The sequence below is a fragment of the Pseudomonas sp. CYM-20-01 genome (assembly GCF_023169845.1).
Classification (GTDB): Bacteria; Pseudomonadota; Gammaproteobacteria; order Pseudomonadales; family Pseudomonadaceae; genus Aquipseudomonas; species Aquipseudomonas azotoformans.
Map to the genome: position 1 here is coordinate 5,348,883 of NZ_AP025169.1, position 26,993 is coordinate 5,375,875.

Sequence of the window (26,993 nt, forward strand, 5' to 3'; positions counted from 1 at the left end):
TGCCCGGCGCAGGCTACGGATAATCGGCCCCATCTGCTGAACTGCCTTCAGCGCTCCGCTCTTCCCTTTAGGCCACCCGTATGGGTGGCCTTTTTTTTGGTGCGTAAAAATAGCGCGCAAGTTCCGAGTTATTTTCCCACCGCACAAACAAAATCGGCCGACCCAAAGGCCAGCCGATACGCTGTGTTGCTCATAAACTGCCGCTACATGGGTAACCCACGCACCTCCTGCTTCACGCCCCATCCTTCGATGATCCCGCCCAGCGGCTCGACCACCGCCCCGAAGTCTTGCTCGAAATCTCCTATGCCGTCGTAGGTCGCAAACATGACTTTGCTCAGTTCCAGGTACCAGGCGCCATCGTCGCGCGCACTCACCTGGGCATTCAGGGATTCCCCGCGAAACTCACCCGCAGCCCTGCGCGCCCGTTCCTCATCCGGGAAAATGGCGTAGAACTCGATGGGGTGAAAACGCGAGAAGTCGAAGCCGCCTTCTTTCATGCGGCGCAGAACATTGGTGCTGATGTCTTCTTGATAGGCTGTGCTCATGAAAAGTGCTCCTCAAATTGATGGATAGACTTTCCGTGCTTCCCGAAGCCCACGCCGCAATGGCGTGGGGACTACGGCAACAACATCACCGCTGGAAAACAAGCATGTAGCTGACAAGACCAGAACTAGCGATTCATTCGCTGATCTCGTTTGCAGAGTAGCGCGAAGCTATCACCTCCACCAGAGGCGCTTGGATGGACTACAGGGAATGTTCAGACGGCGGGAGAGATGTCGAGGATCTGGATGCTGTTCTGGTCTTTGAGGATCTTGACCGTCGGCTCGGGCTTGCGGCCCTCCAGGTCATTGAGGTCCAGTTCGGCGGCGACGGGCACCAGCTTGTTGCGAATCATGTGCGCAGCGTCTTCGAGGCTGGGCTTGTGTTCGCAGGTGAACTGCTCCACGGTCTGCACGCCGTGATCATCAACGAAGGTAATTTGCCACGTTTGCATCGGTGCCTCCTCGATAAAACCCATGTGTGGGCTTACACATATCTGGACCTTGAGCGCTGGACAAACGTTCCACTCAAGGCCGGAGGCACCGGATCAGCTGCAGTTATTTTTCCGCGTGTTGCTTCAAGGCTTTCAAGGTGTTGAACGGAGCGTCCACCACGAACTTGTTGGCCAGCCACGAGGGCACGCTGCCGCCTGGCTCGGTATGCACCTGGTAGGTGACTTCGGTCAGGTTGTCGCCTTTGGGGACCAGTTTCCAGAAGCCTTCAACCTGGGCTACGCGTACGAAGCCTTTTTCTTCCGGCTGATAAGTAGGAACCTCCAGCAAGGTCCGAGTGACACTGCCATCGGCACCCTTGGCAGTGGTGATTTTCAGGATCGAATCACGATTACTGACGGGGAACGGCGCATTGAACTGGGTGTAGGTATAGCTGACGTCACCCTCATGTTTCAGCAGCTTCTGCAATTTGCACTCATGAATCCACTTGCACGCACCGACTACGTCTTCCTGCAACGCGACGATCTTCGCCACCGGTGCCTTGATCGTGGTCACCCCGCGATACGCCTTGTACTTGGAGCCGGCAATTTCGCTCAGGGACACCTTGATACCGTCTTCGTCCTTGGCGACTTGCCAATCCTCAGCCTGGGCAGTGGCAGCAAACAACACCGTAAAACCGCACAACACAGCCATTCGTTTCAGCGAACCCATTGTTGTATTCCTTATTGTTGAAGTTCCGATAGTAAAGCCCATCAAGCCGCCGTCATCTGCTCCCACCAGCCGATCAAGCGGATCGCATCGGCCTGGTCGGTGCCGCAGACCTCGAGATCCGCCTTGAAATCACTGCACACCGCCGGTCGCTCCGGCTGGCCGAACAGCAGGCATAGCTGTTCGACCGATAGGTGCAGGCAGCGTTCGCCCGCCGGTTTGCCCTGTGGCATGCCCGGTAATGGCGAACTGATGGAGGGGGCGATGCAGCAAGCGCCACAGCCTTCACGGCAATTCATGACCAGCAGGTCCTCGACGACTCAATGTGGATGGCCGGGCTAGAGTACGCCCTAAAACAGCCGTTTTAAAATGGGTTAACAGGGGTTTTTCGCAGAAAACAAAAGTGACTGACCAGTCTGCGACAGATGGTCGAGGGCACGCGTCACGTTTGCGGGAAAAGTTTACTGCTTGAACTCGAACTCCACCGCGGCGCCTTCGACTTCGCGCCGTTCTTCGTTGCGCAATTGCAGCTTCATTTCATTGCTGAGCAGGCGGCCGTTGATCTGGAAGGCGCTGTTGTCGGTGGGTTTCTCACCGAACATCGGCGGCAGCAAGGGCACACTTTTGGGTTTGGGCATGGTACCGATAGGCTGCAAGTGCCTGACCATGTCCGACGGCAGGGACAGGTCCAACTGTGCCGGTGGCAATTGTGTCTGCGTCACTTCGCGGGATGCCTTGGACTTGCTGGCTGCACGTTTTTTGGCGGCAGCGGTGGGTTTCTTCACCGCTGGGGCTTTTTTAACGGGAGCCGTTTTTTTCGTGGAGGGCTTCTGCTCGTTACTGGCGGCCGGCTTGGTTTCACTCACAGGAGCTGCCGCCAGCACTGTGCCGACGTTGCACAGGCTTAACAGGCCAATTACCAGAACAGCGCGAAAAATACAGGTCATATCGCCTACAGCATTAACGGCAGAGGGCCATATGCTCGCTTGTTGTGCGCGGCATGACAAGCACAGTGATTAGTGTGCTAGAGGATTTGTCCCCTTTCTGAGCGTCATAATCCTGCTGCTGTTTCCTGGCATAACTGGCTCGCCAGCATCCCCAACGTCATCAGCGCCCGCTCTGCCTCGCGGTTCCACGGGGTGCCGCAGTTCAGGCGAATACAGTGGTTGAACTGCTCCGTATTACTGAAGATCAGCCCCGGCGCAATACTGATGCCCTGTTGCAGTGCGCGCACGTGCAGTTCCTGGGTATTGACCCTTCCAGGCAAACTGACCCACAGGATGAAGCCGCCCGTCGGACGGGTCATCTGGGTGCCTTCCGGGAAATACTGCTGCACCGCCAGTTGAAAGGCGCTGAGGTTCTTGCGGTATTCCTGGCGAATGTAGCGCAGGTGCCGGTCGTAGCCGCCATTCTCTAGGTAAGCGGCAACGCCCATCTGCGTGACACTGCACGCGGAGTGGGTGCTGAACATCTGCAGGCGCTGGATCTCCTGCTGGTATTTGCCGGCGATCATCCAGCCAATGCGCACACCGGGGGACAGCGTCTTGGAAAAGCTGGAGCAATAGATGACCCGATCCAGGCGGTCATAGGCTTTCAGCGCCTTGGTGCGGCCCAGTTCGAACATCAGCTCGCCGTAGATATCGTCCTCGACAATCTGGATGTCGAAGTCCGAGGCCAGGCGCAGTAACTGTTTCTGCCGTTCCTCAGGCATGGTGCCGCCCAGCGGGTTGCTCAGGCGCGTGGTCAGCACCAGGGCCTTGATCGACCATTGGTTGGCCGCCAGTTGCAGGGCTTCCAGGCTCATGCCGGTGGACGGGTCGCTGGGAATCTCGATGACCTTGAGGCCCAACAGATCGGCGAGTTGCAGCAACCCGTAATAGGTCGGCGACTCAGCGGCAATCAGGTCGCCAGGCCGCGTCAGCACCCGCAACGACATCTGCAACGCATCGACACAACCGTGGGTGATCACCACTTCGGACGGGTCCACCACCACGCCCGCATCGCGCATGCGGATCGCCACCTGGCGGCGCAGCGGTTCGAAACCGGGGCTGAACATGTAGCTGAACGCACGCGGGCTCTGGAAGCGTGTGACCTTGGCCAGTTGCTGGTGCAGGGCGCGTACCGGCAAGTAGTCCACGCTCGGCACTGCGGCGCCCAACGGGAACACACCTTCGCGGCGCGATTCGCCCAAGACTTGTTGAATGATACTGCTGCGGGTGACCAACCCGGGGCGCTCGACCCGTGCAATGTCCGGCGTCGGCGCCGTGAGTGCTGGCGTCTGGTGCACGTAATAGCCGGACTGTGGCCGCGCCCGGATCAGCCCCTGGTCTTCCAGGTTGGCGTAGGCCTGCAACACCGTGGCGTGGCTGACGTTCAGCTGTGAGCTCATCTTGCGCACCGAAGGCACACGCTCACCCGGCTGATAGACACCGCGCCGGATATCCTCAGCCAGTTGCTGGGCGATACGTTGGTAAAGCAACAGATTGGTCATGACGCAGCACTCGATTTCACGGGTATTTTATTTTTGTGTGAAACATACCGGCACAGTTTAGAAGTGTACGGGGACAGTTGCCACAATAGTCGAGCGCGCGTTGGAGTGACAGTAAAACTGTGAGGGTGCACACCAAAATGTGGGAGAGGGCTTGCCCCCGATGACGGTGGGTCAGCGACAGATTTGCTGACTGATGCACCGCTATCGGGGGCAAGCCCCCTCCCACATTCAGAGCTGCTCCAGGCTTCTACCGGGCGGCGCCCAGTTGACCTTTCTCGTCAGAGAAGACGATTTCAACACGACGGTTCTGCGCCCTGCCCCGCTCGGAGGCATTGGCCTCCACCGGATACTGGTCGCCATACCCTTCCACCTGGATGCGTTTTTCGTCGATTCCCAGGTCGACCAGCACATCAGCCACCGACTGCGCGCGGTCGCGGGACAGTTTGAGATTTTCCTGCTCGCCGCCGGTGTTATCGGCGTAGCCCTCGATACGCACCACACGCTTGGGGTTCAGTTGCAAGAACTGCACAATCTTGAGCACTGTGCGGTTGGCCGAGTTCTTCAGCTCGGCGTCACCGGTGTCGAACAGCACATCGCCCAGGGTCATCACCAGGCCACGATCGGTCTGGGTGGTGGTCAGGCTGGCGATCTGTTCTTCAAGCCATTTACCCTGCTGCTGCACGCTGCTCAGCTTGCTTTCACGCAAGGCCAGTTGCAGGCGCTGGCGTTCCAGTTCGAGCTTGGCACCGCGCTCCTGGTTGAGCGCCTGTTCGGTGTGTTCACGGGCAATAGCGCTGTAGCGTTGGCTCAAGTAGGCGTAATGCACCACGTCGGCACCGCTGCCCCAGTAGCTGGACAGGCGATCGGCACGGGCCAGGGACTCACCGGCGCGGATCACGTCCTTGGGCGCAAAGCGCAACACATTGGCGTCTTCCTTGACCTTCTGGAAGTCATTCCCAGCCTGTTGCAGGGCCTGTTCGCTGTCGGGATGGCTGGCACAACCGCCCAATACAGCCGTGCCCAACAGCAGCGCACAACTCAAACCACGGATCATCGGACTCATTGGGCTTCCCCCAACTGCAGTTGCTTGCGCAGGCGAGTGATGCGGGTGTTGAGCACGTTCAACTGCTCCTGGCTCTTGCGGGTCAACACTTTGGCTTCTGCCAGGCGCGCGTCCAACTCGGCTTGCTCAAAGCGCATGCGTGCATTTTTGTAGGACTGGTCAGCCATGCTCGACTTGGCCCGGGCGAATTTCTCTTCGGCCAGTTTCAGTTCGGGCGATTCATCGGGGTTGGCGCCAACGGCGCTGGCTTGCTCAAGGGCTTGCTGGGTGAGGCGAATTTGTTCATTCGGCGCAGGATCAGCTGCACATCCCGCCAGAGCGACAACGGCGAGGGCCGCGAAAAGAGGTCGAAGAGTCACTGAAAATCCCTACTTTGTTGGGGTGCCGACGGGTTGTTGCAATTGCGCTTTCCAACGTTCCAGATTGCGCTGCAACGCGGCTTCCGTCACACCAGACCCGGGCAATTCTGTCATCTTTTGGGCGAGCTGTCCGCGCAACCACGGATCGTTGCAGGCCGAGTTGTGGGAAATCGCCAGGTACAGGCCCGGCTGATCGACGGGCACCTCGCGGGCGATCAGGTCGTTGCTCATGCCCAAGGTCTGTGCCATTGCCATGCCGGAATAACGCCCGGCGAGGACATAGTCGACCTCTCCCAGCAGCAGTTTCTGGAACGCCGGCGTCAGGGACGGCAGGCGTTGCAGGCTCAATTGCTGGCCGGCGAACGTTTCGAAGGCGGCACTCAAGCGCGCACGTTCCGACACCGCGCCTTTGTGCCCGTGCAGGTCGGCCGCCGTGGTGTAGGCCAGCGCTGAATCCTTGCGCGTCCACACTAGGTAGTCGAGCTGCACCAGGGCCGGGTGGATGTAGTCGAGGGTTTCCAGCTCGCCCAGGTTCAGCGGCACATCGGCAAGGATATCCATGCGCCCGCTGCGCACCTCATCCAGGGCCAGCGAACGTTTGCCGCCGTAGAGCAGGTCGATTTTCAACCCGAGGTCCTTGCCCACTTGTTGCAGCACGTCGGCGGTGGCGCCGATGAGGTGCGTGGGGTCTTGCGGGTCACGCCAGAGCAGGGGCGGCGCGTCCGGACTGCCGGTGATCACCAGGCGGTCGCATTTGCCGGCGGCCAGCGTCAGGCTCGGCAGCAGAGTGAGGCCCAGCAGTACGGCCCAGGGACGCAGTTCCATGGCAAGTGTCTCCAGCAAGTCAAAAAAAAGCCCGGTCACATGGACCGGGCTCTTTATAAGTGAAGCGACTGGATTAGACCAGCTTCTCCAACTCAGGGACAGCTTCGAACAAGTCCGCCACCAGGCCGTAATCAGCCACCTGGAAGATCGGTGCTTCTTCGTCCTTGTTGATCGCAACGATCACCTTGGAGTCTTTCATACCGGCCAAGTGCTGGATCGCGCCGGAGATACCGACGGCGATGTACAGCTGTGGCGCAACGATCTTGCCGGTCTGGCCGACCTGCATGTCGTTGGGTACGAAACCTGCGTCGACGGCCGCGCGGGAGGCGCCGACCGCAGCGCCCAGCTTGTCGGCCAGGGCATACAGGTGCTTGAAGTTGTCACCGTTCTGCATGCCACGGCCGCCGGAAACGACGATCTTGGCAGCGGTCAGCTCAGGACGGTCCGACTTGGCCAGCTCTTCGCCAACAAAGCTCGAAGTTCCAGCGTCGTGGGCAGCGGCGACGGCTTCAACGGCAGCCGAACCACCTTCAGCGGCAACCGGGTCGAAACCGGTGGCGCGTACGGTGATGACTTTGACCGAAGCGTTGGACTGTACGGTAGCGATAGCGTTGCCGGCATAGATCGGGCGCTTGAAGGTGTCGGCGCTTTCGACCGAGATGATCTCGGAGATCTGGTCAACGTCCAGCTGCGCGGCAACGCGTGGCAGGATGTTTTTGCCGTTGGAAGTAGCGGCAGCCAGGATGTGGCTGTAGCCAGCGCCCAGTTCTGCAACCAGAGGGGCAACGTTTTCCGGCAACTGGTGAGCGTAAGCGGCGTTGTCGGCCAGTAGTACTTTGCTCACGCCCGCGATTTTCGCAGCGGCTTCAGCCACGGCGCCAGCGCCTTGGCCAGCAACCAATACGTGGATATCACCACCGATTTTCGCAGCGGCAGCCACGGTGTTCAGGGTGGCCGGGGCCAGCACCTTGTTGTCGTGTTCAGCGATTACCAAGATAGTCATGATTAGATTACCTTCGCTTCGTTTTTCAGTTTCTCTACCAGTTCAGCTACCGACTTGACCTTGATGCCCGCGCTGCGTGCAGCCGGTGCTTCAACTTTCACGGTCTTGTTGGTAGAGGCGGTGGAAACGCCCAAAGCTTCCGGAGTCAACGACTCAAGCGGCTTCTTCTTGGCTTTCATGATGTTTGGCAGGGACGCGTAGCGCGGCTCGTTCAAACGCAGGTCGGTGGTGACGATGGCCGGCAGTTTCAAAGAAACGGTCTGCGCGCCGCCGTCGATTTCACGGGTGACAGCAACGCTGTCGCCGCTCACTTCGACCTTGGAGGCGAAGGTGCCCTGGCCGTAACCGGTCAGCGCAGCCAGCATCTGGCCAGTCTGGTTGTTGTCGCTGTCGATGGCCTGTTTGCCGAGGATCACCAGCTGAGGCTGTTCCTTGTCGACAACGGCTTTGAGCAGCTTGGCAACGGCCAGGGAGGTCAGCTCTTCAGCGGACTCGACCAGGATGGCGCGGTCGGCGCCCAGTGCCAGCGCGGTACGCAGCTGCTCTTGAGCAGTGGTCGGGCCGATGGAAACCACGACGATTTCAGTCGCCACGCCTTTCTCTTTCAGGCGTACGGCTTCTTCCACGGCGATTTCGCAGAAAGGGTTCATCGACATCTTGACGTTAGCGAGGTCGACGCCGGAATTGTCCGCCTTGACGCGAACTTTCACGTTGTAATCGACAACGCGTTTGACAGCTACAAGAACCTTCATGGATTCCTCGTTACTCTCCGGTGAAAAGAAAGTCGCCTAGGCGAACCTGGCGGTTGATGCTCATCGGCACACAAGGGCACCTCCAAAAACGCAGGCGGCGACCTTGCTCACGGGAAATGATGACCGTTCGTCAGGGGTGACTGAGAGGTCATTCTTTATCGCAGCGTGTAAACTGCGCGCCAGTGTTTGGGCACGCGTCACCTGTCTTGCTTTTGGACGTGCTCTTGAAACCTGCTGTCTGCCTACGGTAAGCGCAAAACCGACCGTATATTGACCGGAACGCCTATTCTGGTCAATACGGCAAAATAGCCAGTCATAAGCCGCACCACTTTGATTTATCTAGCCTGCGAGCAATTCAAACAAACGTTTGTATTGGACGCTGCCAGTGGTGTAGATATAATGCGCCACCTAGAGAGAAAGGTGGGTCTTGCCGTTGCCGCAAGACGACACCGAACCTCCACCCATTAGAAAAAAAAGCCTGTTGAGCCTTGAGTAGGAGATAGCCTGTGGAACGCGAATACATGGAATTCGACGTGGTCATCGTCGGCGCTGGCCCGGCGGGACTGTCTGCCGCCTGCCGACTGAAGCAGAAGGCCGCCGAAGCCGGTAAGGAAATCAGCGTCTGCGTGGTCGAGAAAGGCTCCGAAGTCGGCGCGCATATCCTCTCCGGTGCCGTGTTCGAACCCCGCGCCCTGAACGAACTGTTCCCGGACTGGAAAGAACTCGGTGCCCCGCTCAACACCCCGGTGGTGCGCGACGACATCTATGTACTGCGCAGCCCCGAAGCCTCCACCAAGGTGCCTGACTTCTTTGTGCCCAAGACCATGCACAACGAAGGCAACTACATCATCTCCCTGGGCAACCTGTGCCGCTGGCTGGCCCAGCAGGCCGAGAACCTCGGTGTGGAAGTCTACCCAGGCTTCGCCGCCCAGGAAGCGCTCTTCGACGAAAACGGCGTGGTGCGCGGGATCATCACCGGTGACCTCGGCGTCGACCGCGAAGGCAACCCGAAAGAAGGCGTCTACACCCCCGGCATGGAACTGCGTGGCAAATACACGCTGTTCGCCGAAGGTTGCCGTGGCCACATCGGCAAGCAACTGATCCAGCGCTTCAACCTGGACAGCGACGCCGACGCCCAGCACTACGGCATCGGCCTCAAGGAAATCTGGGAAATCGACCCGGCCAAACATCAGCCTGGCCTGGTGGTGCACACCGCCGGCTGGCCGCTGGACATCATGAGCAACGAGAACACTGGTGGCTCGTTCCTCTATCACCTGGAAAACAACCAGGTAGTAGTCGGCCTGATCGTCGACCTGTCCTACAGCAACACTTTCCTGTCGCCGTTCGATGAGTTCCAGCGCCTCAAGCACCACCCGGTGCTGGCCCAGTACCTCGAAGGCGGCAAGCGCATCAGCTACGGCGCGCGTGCCATCTGCAAAGGCGGCCTGAACTCGCTGCCGAAGATGGTCTTCAAGGGCGGCGCGCTGATCGGTTGCGACCTCGGCACCCTGAACTTCGCCAAGATCAAGGGCAGCCACACCGCGATGAAGTCCGGCATGCTCGCCGCCGACGCCGTGGCCGACCGCCTGTTTGCCGACTCCGAAGGCGGTGATGAACTGACCGCTTACGTCGACAGCTTCAAGTCCAGCTGGCTCTACGAAGAACTGTTCGCCAGCCGCAACTTCGGCCCGGCGATGCACAAGTTCGGCCCGATCATCGGTGCAGGTTTCAACTGGTTCGACCAGAACATCCTGGGCGGCAAGATGCCGTTCACCCTGCACGACACCAAGCCGGACTACGCCTGCCTCAAGCTGGCCAAGGACAGCAAGAAGATCGATTACCCGAAACCCGACGGCAAGCTGAGCTTCGACAAGCTCAGTTCGGTGTTCATCTCCGGTACCAACCATGAAGAAGAACAGCCGTGCCACTTGAAGTTGAAAGACGCCAGCATCCCGATTGGCACCAACCTGCCGCTCTACGATGAACCGGCGCAGCGCTACTGCCCGGCCGGCGTGTATGAAGTGATCACCCAGGAAGACGGCGAGAAGCGCTTCCAGATCAACGCCCAGAACTGCGTGCACTGCAAGACCTGTGACATCAAGGACCCTTCGCAGAACATCACCTGGGTCACACCGGAAGGCGCGGGTGGGCCGACTTACCCGAACATGTAAGCTCCCCCGCTTGAACAAAAAGGCTCCCGAACGGGAGCCTTTTTTATGCCGCTCGCTCTTCGCCGGGATTGCGCAGGAAGTAGCGCTTGTACTCGCGACTGAACTGCGACGTACTCTGGTACCCCACGCTGTGCGCCGCCTGCGCCACACCCATACCGTCCACCAGCAGCAACTGTTGGGCCTTGAGCAGACGCAGACGCTTGAGGTACTGCACCGGCGACAACAACGTGCAGCGCTTGAAGTGCTCATGAAAGGTCGACGCACTCATGTGCGCATACCCGGCCAGCGTCTCGATATTCAGCGGCTCGGCGTAGTGGCCATGCAGGTGATTCAATGACGTGGCGATCCGCGAAAACTGCCCCTGCTGTTCCACCAGTGCTCGCAACACATCGGCCTGCGGGCCCCGCAGAGCGGTGAACAACACTTCCCGGACCCGCGCCGCGCCCATGATCCGGCTTTCCAGCGGATCGTGCAGGCATTGCAACAGCCGCTCGACAGCACCGCGCATTGCGTCATCGAGCATCACCGAACTCATCGACTCCAGCGTCTGCGCCGTGGGTGGCGGCCCGGCCTGAATGCCCATGGACATGACCAATTCGCCCAGGACCACGCGGTCAATGCCCACCGTGACACCGTACAACGGCGCATCAGCGCCCATGGCAAAGGTCTCGCACTCGAACGGCACCGGCATGGCCTGGATCAGGTAATGCCCGGCGCCATACTCCAACGTGCGCGGCCCCAGGTAGGCGACTTTGCTGCCTTGGGCCACGAACATCAGGCTTGGCTCATAGATCTGCGGCCCGCGTGCCACGTCACAACTGGCGCGCAGCACTTGCACACCGGGCAGGTGGGTCGGGGAGAAACCGTCGCAGGGCGTAAGCCCCTCAATCAAGGCAACCAAGGTGGCGTTGGCATCGAGATGGCGGGTCAACAACATGGCAAAAAAACTTCGCGAATAAGGGATGAGAACATCATCGCAGGTATGGCGGCCAATGGATCCAAACCCGGGGCACTCCCGGACGAATAGGCATGAGACTCGGAGCATTTGCCATGTTCGCTCCCAGGGTCGGCGCGCAAAATGCGCCACCTCTCCTGTCCAAGCTTTTGCGAGGTTTCCCCATGTACACCGCCATCGGTTATGCCGCCCAGTCGGCCACCACTCCCCTCGCCCCCATGTCTTTCCAGCGCCGCAGCCCGCGCGCCGATGACGTGGCCATCGAGATCCTCTACTGCGGCGTCTGCCACTCCGACATCCACCAGGCGCGCAACGAATGGGGCATCGCCGTATATCCGCTGATGCCGGGCCACGAGATTGTCGGCAAGGTCACTGCCGTTGGTGCCAATGTCACCGCGCACAAAATTGGCGACCTGGTCGGCGTGGGCTGCATGGTCGATTCGTGCCGTCACTGCGACGCCTGCAAGTCAGACCTTGAGCAATACTGCCTCGAAGGCCCGACCATGACCTACGCCACCCCGGACCGTGTAGACGGCAGCAACACCATGGGCGGTTACTCCGACAGCATCGTGGTCAGCGAGCACTTCGTGGTGAAGATCCCGGCCAAGCTCGACCTGGCCAGCGCGGCGCCGATCCTGTGCGCCGGCATCACCACCTACTCGCCGCTCAAGCACTATGGCGTGAAGGCCGGCGATAAAGTCGGCGTGCTGGGCATGGGTGGCCTGGGCCATATGGGCATCAAGTTCGCCAAGGCCATGGGCGCGGAAGTGACGCTGTTCACCCGCTCGGCGAGCAAGGCCGAGGAAGGTCGTCGCCAGGGTGCCGACGATGTGATCGTGTCCACCGATGCCGAGCAGATGAAAGCCGCCGCCGGCCGTTTCGACTTCCTGCTGGACACCATTCCGGTGCAGCACGACCTGAACCCCTACCTCGACGTGCTGCGCTTTGACGGCGTGCATATCCTGGTGGGCCTGATCGAACCGGTCGACCCGCCCGTCAACGCCGCCAAGCTGGTGCTGGGCCGTAAAGTGCTGGCCGGTTCCTTGATCGGTGGCATTGCCGAAACCCAGGAAGTCTTGGATTTCTGCGCCGAGCACAACATCACCTGCGACATCGAAATGCTCGACATCCGCCATATCAACGAAGCCTACAGCCGCATGATCGCCGGCGATGTGAAGTACCGTTTTGTCATCGACATGACGACCTTGAAGGCCTGATCAGGCCTTCGCGCCCAACTCCGCCGACAGCCGGGCTGCGACCTGTTTGACCACGGGAATCAGCTCGGCCATTTTCTCCAGCGGCATGTAGGGCACGGTACTGGCGATGCTGATGCCGGCGACGATGCGCCGGCTGGCATCGCGCACCGGTGCTGCTACGCAGCGGATCGACGGTTCGTTGTCTTCCAGGTCGAACGCGTACCCGCCCACCACGTATTCACGCATGCGCTGCTCGAACTGTGCCCAGGATTGTTCCGGGTGCTGCGGCCATTGCAGGCTTTTCCCGCCCACCGGCAAGCTGACGTCGTACAGGCGCTGCCACTCCTCCACCGTGTCATCCAGCAGCAACGCCTTGCCGATACCGGTGCGCGCCAGGGGCATGCGGTGGCCGACTCGCGAGCGCATTTCCGGGCCATTGCGGCCGGGGTTCTTGTGCAGGTAAAGCACGTCGTCGTATTCGCGAATGGCCAGGTGGATGGTGTCACCGGTCAATGCCGACAGCTCATCCAGATACGGGATAGCCAAGGTCACCAGCGGCAGCTCTTCCCGCGCCTGGAAACCCAGCTCGATCAACTTCGGCCCCAGCAGGTAACCGACTTGCGGCACTACGCGCAGGTAACGCTCGTCCACCAGGCAACTGGCCAGGCGGTGGGTGGTGCTGCGGGTGGTGCCGATGCGCTTGGCGATCTCTTTCAGATCCCGCGCACCCGCCGCCACGGCCTGCACCACGCCCAGGCCGCGCAGCAGGGTCTGGGTGCCGGTGGGGGCGGTGTCTTTGACGGGGGTGTGGGCGTTTTCCTGCATATCAGGCCTATGTGGTGGTACGAAAACGAGCGGCATTATGGCAAAAGCTGAACCTCAATACAGCGCAGATCCAAATGTGGGAGGGGGCTTGCCCCCGATAGCGGTGTGTCAGTGAATGCATGTTTTTCTGACGTGCCGCCATCGGGGGCAAGCCCCCTCCCACATTTGAATCTTCATAGGGCTCGGGATCAGCGCTGTTTCATGCGGTCAATGATGACCGCCAGCAACAGGATCGAACCACGGATGACGTACTGGTAGAAGGTGTCGATGTTCTTCAGGTTCATCGCATTCTCGATGATCGCCAAAATCAACACCCCGGCAATCACATGGCGGATCATGCCGATGCCGCCACTCAACGACACCCCGCCCAACACGCACGCCGAGATCACCGTCAGCTCAAAGCCCTGCCCAATCATCGGCTGGCCCGAGGTCATGCGCGAGGCGAGGATCACCCCGGCCAACGCACCGATCAACCCGTGCACGGCAAAGATGATGATCTTGGTGCGATCGACGTTCACCCCGGCCAGCAACGCCGCTTCCTGGTTGCCACCGATGGCCATGGTGTTGCGCCCGTAGGTGGTGTAGTTGAGCAGCCAGCCGAAAAATACAAAGCACAGCACGGTGATGATGATCGGTACCGGCACGCCCATCAGTTGGCCGTTGCCGAATACGAAGAACCCTTCGTCCATCACGCCGACGGCCTTGCCGTTGGAGAAAATGTAAGCCAGGCCGCGCACGATCTGCATGGTTGCCAACGTCGCGATCAAGGCGTTGATACGCAGCTTGGCGATGACAATACCGTTGATCAGCCCCACCACCAGGCCCATGGCCAACGCCGCCGACACACCGAGCACCACGCTCTCGGTATCACGGATCACGATACCTGCGACCACCCCGGCACACGCAATCACCGAGCCCACCGACAAGTCGAAATGCCCGGATGCCAGGCAGAACAACATGGTGCACGCGGCGATGCCCACGGTGGAGATCGCCAGGCCCAGCCCGCGCATGTTCAGCGGTGAAAGGAAGTTGTCGATAAACAACGCGCTGAGCACAAAGATGCTCAACGCGGCGAGCAGCATCACCCAGTCATCGAGGAATTTGCGCTGGTTGAAACCCGGCCAGAAGCCCTTTGCAGTTTTTACCTCAGACATCATTCACCTCGAATTCTTCAAGCCCGCGAACGCGGGAGAGCCAGTTGCAACAGCCGTGCTTCATCCGCCTGGTCACGGGCGAGTTCGCCGGTCAGGGCGCCTTCGCTCATCACCAGGATGCGGTCGGAAATCCCCATCACTTCCATCAGGTCGCTGGACACCACAATCACCGCAATACCGCTGGCCGCCAGGTTATGGATGATCTGGTAGATCTCCGACTTGGCACCAATATCGATGCCACGCGTTGGCTCATCCAGCAGCAGTACTTTCATCGGCATCGACAACCAGCGGCCGAGAATGGCCTTCTGCTGGTTGCCGCCGGACAGGTACATGATTTTCTGTTCGGCGTTCGGCGTCTTGACCTTCATGCTTTTGATTTGCCGGTCTGCGTTGGCCTTTTCCCAGCCATCACGCAGCAGCCAGCCAAATGCAGAGTGGGCGCCACGCGCGCTGATATTGATATTTTCGGCGACGCTGGACAGCGGAATGATGCCTTCCTTCTTGCGGTCTTCCGGGCACAGCAGTACGCCGGCGGCGATGGCATCGCGGGGTGAATGTAGCCGCAGGGGTTGCCCACAGAGTTCCAGGCGTCCTGCAGTGCAGCGGGTCAAACCACTGAGCAACCGAAACAGCTCCGTGCGCCCTGCCCCGACCAAGCCGAACAGGCCGAGAATCTCGCCCTTGTGTACCTGAAGGCTGACCGGCTCACGCAGGCCCGGGCCAAGCAAGCCCTCGACCTTGAGCGCTACATCGCCCTGTTCACGCGGGCGGTAGTCGTAGATGTCCTGAATATCGCGGCCGACCATGCACGTTACCAACTGGTCGTGGGTCAGGGTGCTCATGTCGTCGAAGGTGCGCACGTAACGGCCGTCCTTGAACACCGTTACCGCGTTGCAGATGCGGAACACTTCCTCCATGCGATGGGACACGTAGAGCACCACTTTGCCTTCATCGCGCAGCCGCGTGATGATCGCCATCAAGCGATCGATCTCCCGCGCCGACAGGCTGCTGGTGGGCTCGTCGAAGGCAATCACATGGGCGCCACGGGACAGCGCCTTGGCGATTTCCACCAGTTGGCGTTGACCAAGGGAAAGTCGACCGAGCTTCTCATCCGGATCGATTTCATCCGCCAGGCCCTTGAGGCAGGCCAACGCCTGCTTACGCAACTGACTGCGGTTGACCACCCCGAAGCGCGTCGGCAAGTGCCCAAGGAACAGGTTCTCGGCCACGGTCATTTCCGGCACCAAGTGCAGCTCCTGGTGGATCACCGCCACGCCGTTGGCAATGCTGTCGGCGGCAGACTTGAAGTCCATGGTCTGCGCGCCGATCTGCAACGTGCCACTGCTGGGCAGGTAGGCGCCGCCAAGGATTTTCAGCAGCGTCGACTTGCCCGCGCCGTTCTCGCCCATCAACGCATGCACCTCGCGCGGCCGCGCTTCAAAGCTGATCTGCGCCAGGGCTTTCACACCGGGAAATTCCTTGCCGATGCCGTTGAAGCGCAAGGCCGCGCCGGTCATTTCCACAACCCGATCTTGGTCAGCTCTGCCTGGAAGTTGGCGCGGGTGATCAGGGTCACTTCGTCCATCGCCGTGTATTTCGCAGGTTCCTTGCCGGTGGTGACCCACTCATACATCGCCAACGCGGTGTTGTAACCCTCGATATGCGGGCTGGGCAGCATCGAGCCGAAGAAACCGCTTTCAGCCTTTTTCAACTCGCCGATGGCGTCGGTGCCATTGATGCCGATGCCGATCACATTGGCAGCCTTGAAGCCGGCGCTTTCGGTGGCGCGTACGCCGCCGAGCACGGTGTTGTCATTCATGCCGCCGATGATCAGGTTTTTCGCGCCGCTGGGCAGCTTGACCAGCGCCGAGTTGGTGGCGTCCATGCTGCCGGGTACGTCGAGGGTCTTGAGCGCGGCGGTCAGGATATGGTCTTTGGGTAGGCCGGCGTCTTCCAGGGACTTGATCGAACCGTCGGTGCGCTTCTTGCCGGTGTCGAGTTCGTTATAGGTGTTGATCACGGCGTAGGTTTCCTTCCAGTCCCAGCCGCGTTTTTTCGCTTCGGTTGCCATTGCGGCGCCCTGCTTCTGGCCCACTTCAAAGGCAGCCATGCCCAGGTACGGCACGTCTTCCATGAAGTTGCCCTTCGCATCCACGAAGCGATCATCCACGGCCATGACTTTCAGGCCATTGACCTTGGCCTTGGCGACGATGGCCGGGCCGAGGGACACGTCCGGCGGGCAGATCACAAAGCCCTTGGCGCCGTTGGCAGCCAGGCTGTCGATGGCCGAGAGGGTTTTTTCACCGTCGGGCACGGCGATCTTGATCACGGTAAAGCCGTGTTCCTTGCCGGCTTTCTCGGCGAAGGCCCATTCGGTCTGGAACCAGGGTTCTTCGGCCTGTTTGACCAGAAAGCCGATCTTCACTTCTTCGGCGAGTGCCACGCTGCTGAACGCCATTGCAAGTGCCAGGGTGCCTAAAGTCTTCTTGAACATGAACCACCTCTTTCTTGTTATTGGAAAACGCTTCAGTCGTGGTACATCACTGACCGCCCGCCATCGATCATCAGGCAGGTTGCATTGATAAACGGCGCCTCGTCGGTCGCCAGGAACAACGCGGCCATCGCCACTTCGATCGGCTGGCCGATGCGCTTGGGCGGGTGCAGGTCGAACGCACGCTGGCGTTCGGCGTGGGGGTCGGGGAAACCGTTCCAGTAGTCGACGTTGAGCTGGGTTTCTATGTAGCCCGGCGCGATGGCATTCACGCGGATGCCCTTGGGCGCGTATTCGATGCCGAGGGCGCGGGTCAGGCCAAGCAGGCCATGCTTGGCCACGGGATAGGGGAAGCAGCCAGGAATGATGTGGCTGGAATGGGTGGAGGCAATGTTGATGATGTTGCCGAGGCCCTGCTCGATCATGTGCGGCAACACCGTGCGGCAGCCGTACCAGGCGCCGTCGAGGTCGATGGCGAAGCAGCGGCGCCAGTCTTCGTCGGTCATCTCCAGCGGGTCGCGGAACACATTGACCCCGGCGCAATTGACCAGCACGTCCACCCGGCCGAAGCGCTCGATGGCCACATTGACCAGTGCCTGCCATTGTTCCTTGGACGTGATATCGACGGATTGCGCGTAGATCTCGGCGCCGTGTTCGCGCCAGCGGGCCGCGACCTGCTCGACCTTTTCGCCCTGGATATCAGCGATGATCAGCTTCGCCTGCTGCGCCTGGAAACACGCGACGATCGCCTCGCCAATGCCTTGGGAGGCACCGGTGATGATCACCACTTTGCCTTTGAGCCGCTCGCCGTAGGTGGGTTCGGGCACGGCGGGGAGTGACAACGGTTGTGCCTGCATCGCTTCACCTGTTTTATTTTTGGTAGTGAGTGCTGATGCAGCCGACTATAAACCCATCTTTTGAAACATCTCAATATATAAATTTGCATCCCATATATTGAGAAAAGAGCAAAAAAATTGTGGGAGGGGGCAAGCCCCCTCCCACATTTTGATCTACGGTCTTTAGCCTAGGGCGAAGTCACGCAGCGCATCACCTTCCATGCGATAGCGCACCCACTCCTCCTGCGGCTGGGCACCGATGGATTTGTAGAACGCAATCGCCGGTTCGTTCCAGTCCAGCACGCTCCACTCGAAGCGCCCGCAGCCGTTGTCGAACGCGATCTTCGCCAGGTGGCGCAAGAGCTTCTTGCCCGCGCCGCCGCCGCGTTGCTCCGGGTTGATGTACAGGTCTTCCAGGTACAGGCAGTTGCTGCCCAGCCAAGTGGAATAACTGAAGAAGAACACCGCAAAACCAATCGGCAGGCCATCGCGCAAACAGATCAGGCCATGGGCGGTCGCCCCTTCGCTGAACAGGCTACGCTCGATGTCCACCACACTGGCGATCACTTCATGCCGGGCCTTCTCGTACTCGGCCAACTCAGTGATGAAAGTCAGGATCTGCGCAGCATCGCTGGGCACGGCGGGGCGAATCTCGATGGTCATGGGCGAGCCTTGGCAATTTCAAAGCACACATACTAAGGCGCTTTCGTGACGAGTTGCAGCGCAATTCGTGGTCACTGGCACACAAAATCTTACAGGTGACGCAAGACCGTTCGTCGCCACCCAGGCACGAACATCAAACGAGAGCTGACCAACAGTAGGTAAGGACATTCATCATATGGAGACACCCTCATGAAGCATTCCAAGTTTGCTGCCCTCGCCCTGGCTGGCCTGTTGTCTTCGGTTTCGCTGAGCGGTTTTGCGGCCACCTCCTCCACCGGCCCGACCAACCCGGACGCAACCACCGAGTCCCAGAAATCCATGGGCACCGGCCTGGACACCAATGGCGGCGCAGTCATTGACAATACCAATGCCGCTGACCCGCACACCCAGGGCCATGACACCCAACGCCAGGCACCAGCTGCCGTCGGCAACGGCAAAATGGGCCCATCGGTCAATGAACCCAAGATCAACAAGGGCGATGACTCGAACCTGCCCGGCGCGCCAAAACAGCCTGCGCCTTGATCCACCCAACGCAAGACGAACACCCGATCATTTCCCAGTGAAGAGGTACGCATGAACGTCGACAAAGACCTTGAGAAAGAAGTCTTGACCCGCCTGCTGCACGCTCATCCCCAGGGGCTGGGCAAGGAGGTGTTGGATAACTACCGCGGAGAAAAAGTCGTCGCCAGTGCGTTGGCGTTTCTGCAGGATCGCGGCCTGATCAAGGATGGGCATGTGACCACCGACGCCGCCGGTGAATATGCGTTGAACCTGCCGATCAAGCTGACGGCGTCGGGTGTGGATGAGGCGCGTAAGTTGGAGTCTGAAACCAGCCAGTAGCCTCAAATGTGGGAGGGGGCTTTCCCGCTCCCACATTTTTTGACACGGCCTATTCCCGGAGAAAGGCGTCGACTTCTGCGCTGCCAGGCGATGTAGCCGGCCCCCAGCGAGTCACCGCCAGCGCCGCTGCCGCGTTCGCCCGGCGTGCAGCCTGGGCAGGTGCCAGGCCATCGGCCAACCCTGCGATAAACACCCCGGCATGGGCATCCCCAGCGCCATTGCTGTCCACCGCCGTCACCTTCAACCCCGGCACATGCTCGGCCTGGCCATTGCGGCTCACCCAGCATCCATTCGGCCCATCCCGCACCACCAGCAAGGCATCGCCGGGCAGATGACGATTCAAGTCGACCAGCGCCTCTGCAACCGTTTCCGCCCCGGTAAACGCCAGTGCTTCAGGGCCATTACTGGTCCAGATATCGATACGCGGCAACAGCGCCACCATCAGCGCCGAATCCGGTGCCTTCACCAACGGACCCGGGTCGAACACCACCTTGATAGCGCGAGGCAGCGCCAGCAACCAGTCGAGCAGAGCCTGCGCCTTGCCTTCCAGCAACAGGCTGTAGCCACTCACATACACGTAATCGTCCGGCTGCGGGACCACGCGCGCCAGGTCCTCGGCGCTCAACTCGCCTTCAGCACCGATATGGGAAATGAAGGTGCGTTCGGTGGTGGCCTCGGTCAGCGACACACACAAACCGGTATCTTTATCCGTGCTGGCCGCTTGGGCAATCTCGACACCTTCCGCCTGCATCGCCGCGCGTGCCAGGTCGCCGAAACGCCCGTTGCCGTGACGGCCCAGGTAGACCACCGCCAGCCCATTGCGCCGTGCGGCCGCCATCACATTGAAGCCACCGCCGGCTTCGAAACTGGCCGATTGCGCCAGCACGTCGCCACCGGTTGCGGGCAAGGTATCGAGGGCCATGACCAGGTCGACGATGACCTGGCCGGTGTGCAGCAATCTAGACATTAGGGCTCTCTACTAAAGCCGGGCGACGATCAGCCGCACCGCCCAGTACCGCATAAATCCCGCCGGCCACCAGAAAGGTGACGATCCAGCCCAGGCCGTTGTGGCCCAGCCAGGAGTCGGACAAAGGCCCGGCGAACCAGATGTTCTCGGCGGTGGTGCCGATGGTGGTGAAGCTGAAACCCAGCACGATCGCCACGGCCCAGGCACCGAAGGCACGCCACTCCACACCGCCGCGATACCAGTAGGCGCTGCTTGGGCTCACGTCCAGCAGGTCCTTGGCGCTGTAGTAGTGACGGTGGATCAGGTCGACCACGAAGATGCCGACCCATGCCGTGATCGGCACCGCCAGCAAAGAAATGAACGTGATGAACGGGCCGTAGAAACTGTCGGCGATCAGCATGAAGTAAATCGAACCGGCGAAGATCGCCACGATATCGACGATCACCGCATGCACGCGCTTGACCTTCAAACCGAGGGTCAGGGTGGTGAGGCCCGCCGAGTACACCGATAGGTTGTTGGACAGCAGTAACCCGCCGAACGCGGTGATCAGGTACGGCACGGCCATCCAGGTCGGCAACATATCGCGGATCGCGATGATCGGGTCGGTCGCCGACGCCAGGTCATTGTTGCCCACCGACAGCAGGCCGCCGAGGGTGATCAACAGCACCAGCGGAATGCCCGCACCGAACGCCGCCGACGCCACCAGGCGCACGGCCTTGACGCTGCGGTGCTGGTAGCGCGACATATCCGCGCCGGCGTTGGCCCAGCCGATACCGGTGCCGGCCGCCATGGTGCCGACGCCGATGATCATCGCGCTCAGCGGTGCCGGGGTGGCGTTGAACACCGCGCTCCAATCGATGGTGGCGCAGAGGAAACCGCCGACCAGGATGTTCAACGCGCCGAACACATAGGTGGCCCACTTCTGGATCACCAGCAAGGTGGCGTGGCCCAGGCCGGACACCGACAAGGTCAACAGCACGAAGATGGCGATGAAGACCAGGGTGAGCACCGGCGCGCTTTTGGCTTCGACCGGCGAACCGAACAGGATCGAGCACAACGACAGCAGCACAAAGGCGGCGGTAGTGGTGTTGACGGTTTCCCAGCCCAGGCGCGACATCAGCGACACCAGGGTCGGCCCGATATTGCCGCGCACGCCGAAGATGGCGCGGGACAGGGTCAGGCTGGGCGCACGGCCACGACGGCCGGCGATAGAAATGATGCCCACCACCGCAAAGGAGCCGGCGGCGCCGAGGATCGCAACGATGATGGCCTGCCAGATCGCCAGGCCGCGAAACGCGACCAGGGTGGCGCCGAGCGGCAAGCCGAGGATGCTGATATTGGCCGCGAACCACACCCAGAACAGTTGCAGCGGGTGGCCATTGCACTCGCCTTCAGGAACCGGTTCGATGCCGCGTGTTTCCAATTGCCCGGCGCTTTGGCCGGAAGATGTGCTGCTCATGAGAGGGTGCTCCAAGTGCCTGTATTGTTGTGGTTGTGGCAGGTATACAAAGCGAATCTTCCGGTCGTCCTGACTCAGCGCATTTTCAACAATTCTTCAACCAGCGACTGCAGATCCAGGCCATTGACCTGCTTGACCTGTTCGATCAGCGCCTCAGGCCAGCACTGCATGCCCAGGCACGCACCGAGCATGGCGCCGAGAATCGCGGCGATGGTGTCAGTGTCACCGCCAAGACTGGCCGCCAGGCACAGCGCCTCGAAAGCACTCATCTCGCCCACCGCCACTTGCTGGGCCAGGGCGAACGACACCACCACCGACTCCTGGGACGCGACGGAGGTGCCGATCAATTCGTACAGCAGGTCGGCGAACAGGGCCTTGTCGCCGCTGCCGACGCTCAAGGTCCGCGCCCAGCTGATGCGCGTGGACATCCGCCCACCCGCGATCCAGTGACCATGGCCTTCGGCCTGCTGGGCAACCTGGGTGCCGATGTTCAACGCTTCGCCCAGGTCCACACCGTTGATTCCGGCTGATACCACCGCCGCCACCGCCGCCGCGCTGGAAATACCCAGGGTGGTGTTATGGGTGACCTGGCAGGCCTGGATTACCGCCTGGATAAACTGCGCCGGGTCGCTGACATCGGCGGCAATCCCCACTGGCGTGATGCGCATCGCGGCGCCGTTGGTGGTGCCGTAACGTCCGGATTCTTCCGGGGTGTGGCCGGCGAGGATCATGTCGATCGCACGCTTGGTGGAGGGGCCGAGCAAATCCTGGGAACCCTTGGCGCGCATCACCGCTTCCCAGTCGATCAGGCGCTGGGCAAGCACAGTGGGTTCGATCTTGCCTCGGCCTTGCACGAGTAACTCACCCACCAGGATGGCCTGTTCGGTGTCATCGGTGATGGAGCCGGCGGGCATGTTAGGTGCGATGGGCTGGTCGGCGTCGGCGTGTTCCAGGCCGGTGATGGCACCGAAACGCGCGCGCACCTGTTCGCGGCTCAGGGACTGGGTCGGCATGCCCAGGGCATCGCCCAAGGCCAAGCCGTAGAAGGCGCCGAGGGCGCGATTGAGCGGGGTCATTTCGAGTTTCCAAATTGCAGGTGCAGGCGAAAGTGCAGAGGATCGAGCAAGCTTTCGACGTACTCCATGAAACGCTCGCGACGGTCGTAGGTGGTGCGCGAGGCCTTGAGGAACACCGTGCCGGCTGGGCGGCCAAGCAACTCGGCATCTTCATCGCTGAGGGGCTCTGCACCGATCCATTGGTCGCCTTCGGCGCCGACATAACCGTAGGCAGCCAGGGTAATGGTCAGGGAATCATCGATCAGGCCGACTCTCGGCAGGCCCTCCAGGCCTCCGGAAGCGGGCATCAGCGAGCGTTCCAGGGACACGGCAGTGCCGTCAGTGGTGCGACGGCGACGGTCGAGGGCAATGAATTGGTCGCTGCCAAAACGGCTGAACAGGTCCGGGCGGGTCACCGCTTCCAGGCGCAGGATATCGGTGTTGACCTTCGCACCGGTGTCCGCCAGGGCTTGGGCCCAGCCACTGCGCTGGTCGAGCACCATGCCGTCAAAAGTGACGATGGAGCCGACGCCGCTCTGGGTCGCAATGTAGTTACGCCGCTTGAGTTCAGCCAGGGCCTCACGCAGGGTGCCGCGGCTGACCGCGAACTCTTCGGCTAACTGATGCTCGCCCGGCAGCAGGAAACCGTCGGCCATCACCCCACCCTCGATACGGCGGATGAGCTCGTCGACGACGCGTTTTTTCTTATCAAATCGAACATGTCTAATCATGTACAAATTGATAACGCAAAGCGCCCATGTGCAGCAAGCGAATTATTTCAGGGAGATGATAAAACCGGCCTCAGGGCTCCAGGCCAATAGGGAAAAACTCCCCTGCGCTCCAGACGCCCAGCCAGTTCTGACCGTTGATCGGACGGCTCACTGCCAACTCCACCAATTGGTAGAACGCATTGCGGTGCACCAGGGCTTCGAGGTTGCTGCGCACTCGCAGATAGGGAGCAGGCTCCTGGGTCACAGGGTCGATCACCACCCGCAGCGGGTGTTCGAGGCCGGCTTCGACCTGGTCATCGACATTGGTGGTGAAGCGCAGCACCTGGCTTTCGCCCTGCCCTTCGACTTCCAGGGTAATGGCGACAAACGGCGCATCATCGACGGTGATGCCGACTTTTTCTACAGGCGTAATCAGGAAGTAATCATCGCCGTCGCGGCGGATGATGTTGGAGAACAGCTTGACCATCGGCTTGCGCCCGATCGGCGTGCCCTGGTAGAACCAGGTGCCATCACGGGCGATGCGCATGTCGATGTTGCCGCAGAAGTCCGGGTTCCACAGGTGCACCGGCGCCGGTCCCTTGCCTTTGGGCAGTTGGGCCAACAGGTCGTTGGCCTTGGCGGAATCGGTCATGGGGTTCTCCTGGGTCTTATGGATTGCTCATCCCCAACAGGCCACGGGCGTACTGCGCCAGGGGGCGGGCAATCAGGTCTTGTGGCTTGTTGTCGTGAAACGTCAGTAAACCGCCACGACTGCGTATACGTGCAGTATCAATCAAATACTGGGTGCTGGTCTCGATCAACATGATCTGGATGACGCCGCTGTCCAGGCCGACGCGGTCGAGGGCCTCCTGGTCGGCCCATTCATCCGCGTTGCCGATGCGGTCATCCGCCTTGGCGAAACGGCAGTACAGCAGGTAGTGAGCCCCCGCCGCACGGGCTTCGGCCATGGCCTGCTCCAGTCCTTCGGGTTGACGGGCGCGGCGCACCATGGGGAAGTACTCGACAAAACCATTGAAGGCTTCTTCGGCCACCACGTTCGGACGCGGATAGGCACTGCCCGGCGGCACAAAGGCGCCCTGGGCGATAAAGACGAAGGAGTCCGGCTGTATGCGTACCGAGGCGGTACGGCGGGTATCGCTGTGGTCGAGCAAACCGGCGTCGCTCATCTGATAGCGGGTGCCTTCGGCCATATCGCTGACGGTCATGCAGCCACTCAGCGTCAACGACGCCAGCAACAAAACCAGACTACGCATCCTAATCCTCCAGAAGCCGGTGACGGAAAACCGGCGAATGGGCGTGTGATGCAGGTTCTGCGCCAGCTTGGAACACTAGCCGCCGATGATCTTCATGATGGTTGCACCGCCCGAGAAGGCCACTTCCTGTTTGTCGCCCAGGGCTTTCATCAACAGGCCTTGCAACGCCGGCAGCGCTTGATGGCGCGGCTTGTCCAGCAGGTCGCCGACGTAGTGGCGGTTACTCGACGACAGGCAGCCATGCAGCCAGCCAGTGGACGACAAGCGCAACCGTGAACAGGTACGGCAGAACGGCACGCTCTCGTTGGCGATCACACCAAAGAAGCCCTTGCCCGGCACTTCGTAGCGCACGGCCGTGGCGTCCACGGGGGCGTTGGCTTGCAGGTATTCATACTGTTCGCCGATCAGGCCCAGCAGTTGTTGCAGGCTGACAAACTGCTGCAGGAACGCATTGGAGTCCTTGGCTAAATGGCCCATGCGCATCAACTCGATAAAGCGCAATTCGTAGCCACGCTCCAGGCAGTAGTCGAGCAGCGGCATGACCTGGTCGAGGTTCTGGCCGCGTAACGGCACCATATTGACCTTGATCTTGATGCCGGCAGCGCGGGCCTGGTCCATGCCGTCGAGCACAGTGGCCAAGTCGCCACCACGGGCAATGCTGCGGAAGGCATCTGCGTCCAGGGTATCGAGGGACACGTTGATGCGCTTGATCCCGGCCTCCACCAGCAACGGCAGCTTGCGCGCCAGCAGTTGGCCGTTAGTGGTCAGGCTGATATCGCTGAGCCCCATTCCCCCCACGGCGCCCATGAAGGCTTCCAGCTTGGGGCTGACCAGCGGCTCACCGCCGGTGATGCGCAGGCGGTCGATGCCCGCCGCTTCGATCAGGTATTCCACACCACGGGCCATGGCCTCGGCGGAGAGTTCGTCCTGGGCAGCCACCAGCCGCTTGCCGTTAGGCACGCAGTAGGTACACGCGTAATTGCAGGCTGAGGTCAGGCTGATCCGCAAATTGCGAAAACGCCTGCCTTGACGATCAACGATCATGGATCACTCCGGCAGAGGATGATTCGGGCGCGCTAAAAGCTGACTGATAAATCAGCTTTTAGCAAGAGTCCTTGCCTGAGTATATTCCTGGGGTACTGCGCGTGGCAGCAAATCATTACGTGGCAGGCGTTTGGGCCGGCGCCGCTTCAATCGCCGGCGGCTCACTGCTGTGCTTGCGCTTGTTGCCCATGCGCACGCCGATATCCATCAAAAACTGGAAGAAACCTTCCTGATCTTCCAGCACATTGCTCCAGAACGGCGAGTGGTACAGCGCCACGGCACCGTGGACCAAGGCCCAGGCGGCACAGTAGTGGAAATACGGCGGCACATCTTCAAGCTTCCCTTCACTGATGCGGCCCTTGATCAGCAGGGTCAGGCGTTCGAAGTTCGAGGCGCGGATCTTGTGCAGCTCCTCGACCATCTCCGGCACCTGATGGCCCTTGACCACCTTCTCTTCCAGCCGGTCGAACAGGCGATAGCGCTGCGGGTCACGCATGCGGAACTCGAAGTAGGCGCGGGACAGGGCTTCCTTGTCCTTATCGACATCGGCCGAATGCAGCAGCTCGTTCAAGTCGCGCTCGTAGTCAAGCATCAGCCGCAGGTAGATCTCGGCCTTGGACTTGAAGTGCTTGTAGATCGTGCCTTTGCCGATACCCACGGCATCCGCAATCATCTCGACGGTGACGCTGTCTTCACCTTGTTCGAGGAACAGCTTGAGTGCGGTGTCGAGAATTTCCTGCTCACGGCGGCGAAACTCACGGACCTTACGGGGTTCTTTGTGCATGAGGAAGAGGTCTGCAAAGGTCGGATTAGGGAGGGTTGCGCAGGGCCACGGATACGTGGCGATACGATTTACCCGCTGCGAGGGATTATCCCGACTGAACGGTCGTTGGGCAATGTCTATGTGAACCCGGAATGCACTTTACTTTCAGCGCGCCAACGTTTTCATTGATATCAGTCAGAAATAATACGCAACAACTGCACCCGTGCACCGGCCTGATGAGAACTCAAGCGAAGCGCGCGTATTCCAAATCTGTTTAAAAAACGATCAGTCGCGACTGGACTGAATCGGATACTGATCAATACTTGAACTGTCGGCGTGACATCTCCCCCAAGTGAAGCGCCGACCTGGGTACCAACGGACCGCGTACCCTTGTTTT

General features: G+C 60.6%; 30 protein-coding genes. 4 read left to right on the forward strand and 26 right to left on the reverse strand.

Going from position 1 to position 26,993, the window contains the following annotated elements; translation table 11 throughout:
* Nucleotides 1-203 precede the first annotated feature (203 nt).
* The 11 genes from M2497_RS24165 to M2497_RS24215 all read right to left on the reverse strand — a co-directional run bounded on the left by M2497_RS24165 (nucleotide 204) and on the right by M2497_RS24215 (nucleotide 8,193).
* Nucleotides 204-545: a ribonuclease E inhibitor RraB gene (locus M2497_RS24165; protein WP_058427416.1), complete on the reverse strand. Its 342-nt coding sequence runs from the start codon at nucleotides 543-545 to the stop codon at nucleotides 204-206.
* Nucleotides 546-757: 212 nt separating this feature from the next.
* Nucleotides 758-994 carry a hypothetical protein gene (locus M2497_RS24170; RefSeq protein ID WP_248483733.1) on the reverse strand — a complete coding sequence of 79 codons (237 nt, stop codon included), beginning with the start codon at nucleotides 992-994 and terminating at the stop codon, nucleotides 758-760.
* A 103-nt stretch (nucleotides 995-1,097) separates the two neighbouring features.
* Nucleotides 1,098-1,703 (reverse strand): START domain-containing protein, encoded by a 606-nt coding sequence (locus M2497_RS24175; protein WP_248483735.1) that lies wholly within the window; start codon nucleotides 1,701-1,703, stop codon nucleotides 1,098-1,100.
* A 41-nt stretch (nucleotides 1,704-1,744) separates the two neighbouring features.
* The gene (locus tag M2497_RS24180) at nucleotides 1,745-1,999 is read right to left on the reverse strand and encodes a YkgJ family cysteine cluster protein (protein WP_071491547.1); all 255 of its coding nucleotides are present in this window, start codon (nucleotides 1,997-1,999) and stop codon (nucleotides 1,745-1,747) included.
* Nucleotides 2,000-2,161: 162 nt separating this feature from the next.
* A complete protein-coding gene (locus M2497_RS24185; protein WP_248483737.1) occupies nucleotides 2,162-2,647 on the reverse strand; it encodes a translation initiation factor 2 in 486 nt (161 codons plus the stop codon).
* Between the two features lie 104 nt (nucleotides 2,648-2,751).
* Nucleotides 2,752-4,191 carry a PLP-dependent aminotransferase family protein gene (locus tag M2497_RS24190; protein ID WP_015885400.1) on the reverse strand — a complete coding sequence of 480 codons (1,440 nt, stop codon included), beginning with the start codon at nucleotides 4,189-4,191 and terminating at the stop codon, nucleotides 2,752-2,754.
* Between the two features lie 247 nt (nucleotides 4,192-4,438).
* Nucleotides 4,439-5,254 (reverse strand): OmpA family protein, encoded by an 816-nt coding sequence (locus tag M2497_RS24195; protein ID WP_071491446.1) that lies wholly within the window; start codon nucleotides 5,252-5,254, stop codon nucleotides 4,439-4,441.
* Nucleotides 5,251-5,613 carry a DUF4398 domain-containing protein gene (locus M2497_RS24200; RefSeq protein ID WP_058427423.1) on the reverse strand — a complete coding sequence of 121 codons (363 nt, stop codon included), beginning with the start codon at nucleotides 5,611-5,613 and terminating at the stop codon, nucleotides 5,251-5,253. The genes M2497_RS24195 and M2497_RS24200 overlap by 4 nt, the downstream gene beginning before the upstream one ends.
* Before the next feature lie 9 nt (nucleotides 5,614-5,622).
* Nucleotides 5,623-6,438: a transporter substrate-binding domain-containing protein gene (locus M2497_RS24205; RefSeq protein ID WP_248483739.1), complete on the reverse strand. Its 816-nt coding sequence runs from the start codon at nucleotides 6,436-6,438 to the stop codon at nucleotides 5,623-5,625.
* Between the two features lie 73 nt (nucleotides 6,439-6,511).
* A complete protein-coding gene (locus tag M2497_RS24210; protein ID WP_071493932.1) occupies nucleotides 6,512-7,441 on the reverse strand; it encodes an FAD-binding protein in 930 nt (309 codons plus the stop codon).
* A gap of 2 nt (nucleotides 7,442-7,443) precedes the next feature.
* The gene (locus M2497_RS24215) at nucleotides 7,444-8,193 is read right to left on the reverse strand and encodes an electron transfer flavoprotein subunit beta/FixA family protein (RefSeq protein ID WP_057009251.1); all 750 of its coding nucleotides are present in this window, start codon (nucleotides 8,191-8,193) and stop codon (nucleotides 7,444-7,446) included.
* A 506-nt stretch (nucleotides 8,194-8,699) separates the two neighbouring features.
* On the opposite strand from M2497_RS24215, the gene M2497_RS24220 reads away from it, so the two are divergent.
* Nucleotides 8,700-10,364: an electron transfer flavoprotein-ubiquinone oxidoreductase gene (locus tag M2497_RS24220; protein WP_248483741.1), complete on the forward strand. Its 1,665-nt coding sequence runs from the start codon at nucleotides 8,700-8,702 to the stop codon at nucleotides 10,362-10,364.
* Nucleotides 10,365-10,407: 43 nt separating this feature from the next.
* Here the strand turns inward: M2497_RS24220 and M2497_RS24225 are convergent, their stop codons facing one another.
* Entirely contained in the window at nucleotides 10,408-11,301 is an 894-nt protein-coding gene (locus M2497_RS24225) for an AraC family transcriptional regulator (protein ID WP_248483743.1), read from the reverse strand.
* A 182-nt stretch (nucleotides 11,302-11,483) separates the two neighbouring features.
* On the opposite strand from M2497_RS24225, the gene M2497_RS24230 reads away from it, so the two are divergent.
* Nucleotides 11,484-12,536, forward strand: a complete 1,053-nt coding sequence (locus tag M2497_RS24230; protein ID WP_248483745.1) for an NAD(P)-dependent alcohol dehydrogenase — start codon at nucleotides 11,484-11,486, stop codon at nucleotides 12,534-12,536.
* Here the strand turns inward: M2497_RS24230 and M2497_RS24235 are convergent, their stop codons facing one another.
* The 6 genes from M2497_RS24235 to M2497_RS24260 all read right to left on the reverse strand — a co-directional run bounded on the left by M2497_RS24235 (nucleotide 12,537) and on the right by M2497_RS24260 (nucleotide 18,484).
* The gene (locus M2497_RS24235) at nucleotides 12,537-13,340 is read right to left on the reverse strand and encodes an IclR family transcriptional regulator (protein WP_248483747.1); all 804 of its coding nucleotides are present in this window, start codon (nucleotides 13,338-13,340) and stop codon (nucleotides 12,537-12,539) included. It lies immediately after the preceding gene.
* A 188-nt stretch (nucleotides 13,341-13,528) separates the two neighbouring features.
* A complete protein-coding gene (araH, locus tag M2497_RS24240) occupies nucleotides 13,529-14,494 on the reverse strand; it encodes an L-arabinose ABC transporter permease AraH (protein ID WP_248483749.1) in 966 nt (321 codons plus the stop codon).
* A gap of 17 nt (nucleotides 14,495-14,511) precedes the next feature.
* Complete coding sequence (araG, locus tag M2497_RS24245; protein ID WP_248483751.1) at nucleotides 14,512-16,011, reverse strand: L-arabinose ABC transporter ATP-binding protein AraG; 1,500 nt, start codon at nucleotides 16,009-16,011, stop codon at nucleotides 14,512-14,514.
* Entirely contained in the window at nucleotides 16,008-16,988 is a 981-nt protein-coding gene (locus tag M2497_RS24250) for a substrate-binding domain-containing protein (RefSeq protein ID WP_248483753.1), read from the reverse strand. Before M2497_RS24250 ends, araG begins: the two co-directional genes overlap by 4 nt.
* Before the next feature lie 32 nt (nucleotides 16,989-17,020).
* On the reverse strand, nucleotides 17,021-17,842 hold the full coding sequence (locus tag M2497_RS24255) for an SDR family oxidoreductase (protein ID WP_248483755.1): 822 nt from the start codon (nucleotides 17,840-17,842) through the stop codon (nucleotides 17,021-17,023).
* Between the two features lie 162 nt (nucleotides 17,843-18,004).
* Nucleotides 18,005-18,484 carry a GNAT family N-acetyltransferase gene (locus M2497_RS24260; protein WP_010208407.1) on the reverse strand — a complete coding sequence of 160 codons (480 nt, stop codon included), beginning with the start codon at nucleotides 18,482-18,484 and terminating at the stop codon, nucleotides 18,005-18,007.
* Between the two features lie 189 nt (nucleotides 18,485-18,673).
* On the opposite strand from M2497_RS24260, the gene M2497_RS24265 reads away from it, so the two are divergent.
* The gene (locus tag M2497_RS24265) at nucleotides 18,674-19,006 is read left to right on the forward strand and encodes a hypothetical protein (RefSeq protein ID WP_058427434.1); all 333 of its coding nucleotides are present in this window, start codon (nucleotides 18,674-18,676) and stop codon (nucleotides 19,004-19,006) included.
* A gap of 51 nt (nucleotides 19,007-19,057) precedes the next feature.
* On the forward strand, nucleotides 19,058-19,324 hold the full coding sequence (locus M2497_RS24270; protein WP_058427435.1) for a hypothetical protein: 267 nt from the start codon (nucleotides 19,058-19,060) through the stop codon (nucleotides 19,322-19,324).
* Between the two features lie 49 nt (nucleotides 19,325-19,373).
* Here M2497_RS24270 and M2497_RS24275 read toward each other — a convergent pair whose 3' ends face one another.
* From M2497_RS24275 to M2497_RS24310, 8 genes are all read right to left on the reverse strand, one after another.
* On the reverse strand, nucleotides 19,374-20,291 hold the full coding sequence (locus M2497_RS24275; RefSeq protein WP_248483757.1) for a PfkB family carbohydrate kinase: 918 nt from the start codon (nucleotides 20,289-20,291) through the stop codon (nucleotides 19,374-19,376).
* Nucleotides 20,284-21,750 (reverse strand): cytosine permease, encoded by a 1,467-nt coding sequence (locus M2497_RS24280; RefSeq protein ID WP_058427437.1) that lies wholly within the window; start codon nucleotides 21,748-21,750, stop codon nucleotides 20,284-20,286. The genes M2497_RS24275 and M2497_RS24280 overlap by 8 nt, the downstream gene beginning before the upstream one ends.
* Nucleotides 21,751-21,824: 74 nt before the next feature.
* Nucleotides 21,825-22,826, reverse strand: a complete 1,002-nt coding sequence (locus M2497_RS24285) for an ADP-ribosylglycohydrolase family protein (protein ID WP_248483759.1) — start codon at nucleotides 22,824-22,826, stop codon at nucleotides 21,825-21,827.
* Nucleotides 22,823-23,536, reverse strand: a complete 714-nt coding sequence (locus M2497_RS24290; protein WP_248483761.1) for a GntR family transcriptional regulator — start codon at nucleotides 23,534-23,536, stop codon at nucleotides 22,823-22,825. The genes M2497_RS24285 and M2497_RS24290 overlap by 4 nt, the downstream gene beginning before the upstream one ends.
* Nucleotides 23,537-23,606: 70 nt before the next feature.
* Entirely contained in the window at nucleotides 23,607-24,167 is a 561-nt protein-coding gene (locus tag M2497_RS24295) for a DUF1285 domain-containing protein (RefSeq protein ID WP_248483763.1), read from the reverse strand.
* 16 nt (nucleotides 24,168-24,183) lie between these two features.
* On the reverse strand, nucleotides 24,184-24,789 hold the full coding sequence (locus M2497_RS24300) for a DUF4823 domain-containing protein (RefSeq protein ID WP_058427441.1): 606 nt from the start codon (nucleotides 24,787-24,789) through the stop codon (nucleotides 24,184-24,186).
* Between the two features lie 75 nt (nucleotides 24,790-24,864).
* On the reverse strand, nucleotides 24,865-25,833 hold the full coding sequence (locus M2497_RS24305) for a radical SAM protein (RefSeq protein WP_058427442.1): 969 nt from the start codon (nucleotides 25,831-25,833) through the stop codon (nucleotides 24,865-24,867).
* 115 nt (nucleotides 25,834-25,948) lie between these two features.
* The gene (locus M2497_RS24310; RefSeq protein WP_058427443.1) at nucleotides 25,949-26,617 is read right to left on the reverse strand and encodes a TetR/AcrR family transcriptional regulator; all 669 of its coding nucleotides are present in this window, start codon (nucleotides 26,615-26,617) and stop codon (nucleotides 25,949-25,951) included.
* Between the last annotated feature and the right edge of the window lie 376 nt (nucleotides 26,618-26,993).

Coding starts and splice junctions, on each gene's coding strand:
- M2497_RS24165 (WP_058427416.1), bottom strand. CDS start 545: ATGAGCACAGCCTATCAAGAAGACATCAGCACCAATGTTCTGCGCCGC.
- M2497_RS24170 (WP_248483733.1), bottom strand. CDS start 994: ATGCAAACGTGGCAAATTACCTTCGTTGATGATCACGGCGTGCAGACC.
- M2497_RS24175 (WP_248483735.1), bottom strand. CDS start 1,703: ATGGGTTCGCTGAAACGAATGGCTGTGTTGTGCGGTTTTACGGTGTTG.
- M2497_RS24180 (WP_071491547.1), bottom strand. CDS start 1,999: ATGAATTGCCGTGAAGGCTGTGGCGCTTGCTGCATCGCCCCCTCCATC.
- M2497_RS24185 (WP_248483737.1), bottom strand. CDS start 2,647: ATGACCTGTATTTTTCGCGCTGTTCTGGTAATTGGCCTGTTAAGCCTG.
- M2497_RS24190 (WP_015885400.1), bottom strand. CDS start 4,191: ATGACCAATCTGTTGCTTTACCAACGTATCGCCCAGCAACTGGCTGAG.
- M2497_RS24195 (WP_071491446.1), bottom strand. CDS start 5,254: ATGAGTCCGATGATCCGTGGTTTGAGTTGTGCGCTGCTGTTGGGCACG.
- M2497_RS24205 (WP_248483739.1), bottom strand. CDS start 6,438: ATGGAACTGCGTCCCTGGGCCGTACTGCTGGGCCTCACTCTGCTGCCG.
- M2497_RS24210 (WP_071493932.1), bottom strand. CDS start 7,441: ATGACTATCTTGGTAATCGCTGAACACGACAACAAGGTGCTGGCCCCG.
- M2497_RS24215 (WP_057009251.1), bottom strand. CDS start 8,193: ATGAAGGTTCTTGTAGCTGTCAAACGCGTTGTCGATTACAACGTGAAA.
- M2497_RS24225 (WP_248483743.1), bottom strand. CDS start 11,301: ATGTTGTTGACCCGCCATCTCGATGCCAACGCCACCTTGGTTGCCTTG.
- M2497_RS24230 (WP_248483745.1), top strand. CDS start 11,484: ATGTACACCGCCATCGGTTATGCCGCCCAGTCGGCCACCACTCCCCTC.
- M2497_RS24235 (WP_248483747.1), bottom strand. CDS start 13,340: ATGCAGGAAAACGCCCACACCCCCGTCAAAGACACCGCCCCCACCGGC.
- araH (WP_248483749.1), bottom strand. CDS start 14,494: ATGTCTGAGGTAAAAACTGCAAAGGGCTTCTGGCCGGGTTTCAACCAG.
- araG (WP_248483751.1), bottom strand. CDS start 16,011: ATGACCGGCGCGGCCTTGCGCTTCAACGGCATCGGCAAGGAATTTCCC.
- M2497_RS24250 (WP_248483753.1), bottom strand. CDS start 16,988: ATGTTCAAGAAGACTTTAGGCACCCTGGCACTTGCAATGGCGTTCAGC.
- M2497_RS24255 (WP_248483755.1), bottom strand. CDS start 17,842: ATGCAGGCACAACCGTTGTCACTCCCCGCCGTGCCCGAACCCACCTAC.
- M2497_RS24260 (WP_010208407.1), bottom strand. CDS start 18,484: ATGACCATCGAGATTCGCCCCGCCGTGCCCAGCGATGCTGCGCAGATC.
- M2497_RS24265 (WP_058427434.1), top strand. CDS start 18,674: ATGAAGCATTCCAAGTTTGCTGCCCTCGCCCTGGCTGGCCTGTTGTCT.
- M2497_RS24270 (WP_058427435.1), top strand. CDS start 19,058: ATGAACGTCGACAAAGACCTTGAGAAAGAAGTCTTGACCCGCCTGCTG.
- M2497_RS24275 (WP_248483757.1), bottom strand. CDS start 20,291: ATGTCTAGATTGCTGCACACCGGCCAGGTCATCGTCGACCTGGTCATG.
- M2497_RS24280 (WP_058427437.1), bottom strand. CDS start 21,750: ATGAGCAGCACATCTTCCGGCCAAAGCGCCGGGCAATTGGAAACACGC.
- M2497_RS24285 (WP_248483759.1), bottom strand. CDS start 22,826: ATGACCCCGCTCAATCGCGCCCTCGGCGCCTTCTACGGCTTGGCCTTG.
- M2497_RS24290 (WP_248483761.1), bottom strand. CDS start 23,536: ATGATTAGACATGTTCGATTTGATAAGAAAAAACGCGTCGTCGACGAG.
- M2497_RS24295 (WP_248483763.1), bottom strand. CDS start 24,167: ATGACCGATTCCGCCAAGGCCAACGACCTGTTGGCCCAACTGCCCAAA.
- M2497_RS24300 (WP_058427441.1), bottom strand. CDS start 24,789: ATGCGTAGTCTGGTTTTGTTGCTGGCGTCGTTGACGCTGAGTGGCTGC.
- M2497_RS24305 (WP_058427442.1), bottom strand. CDS start 25,833: ATGATCGTTGATCGTCAAGGCAGGCGTTTTCGCAATTTGCGGATCAGC.
- M2497_RS24310 (WP_058427443.1), bottom strand. CDS start 26,617: ATGCACAAAGAACCCCGTAAGGTCCGTGAGTTTCGCCGCCGTGAGCAG.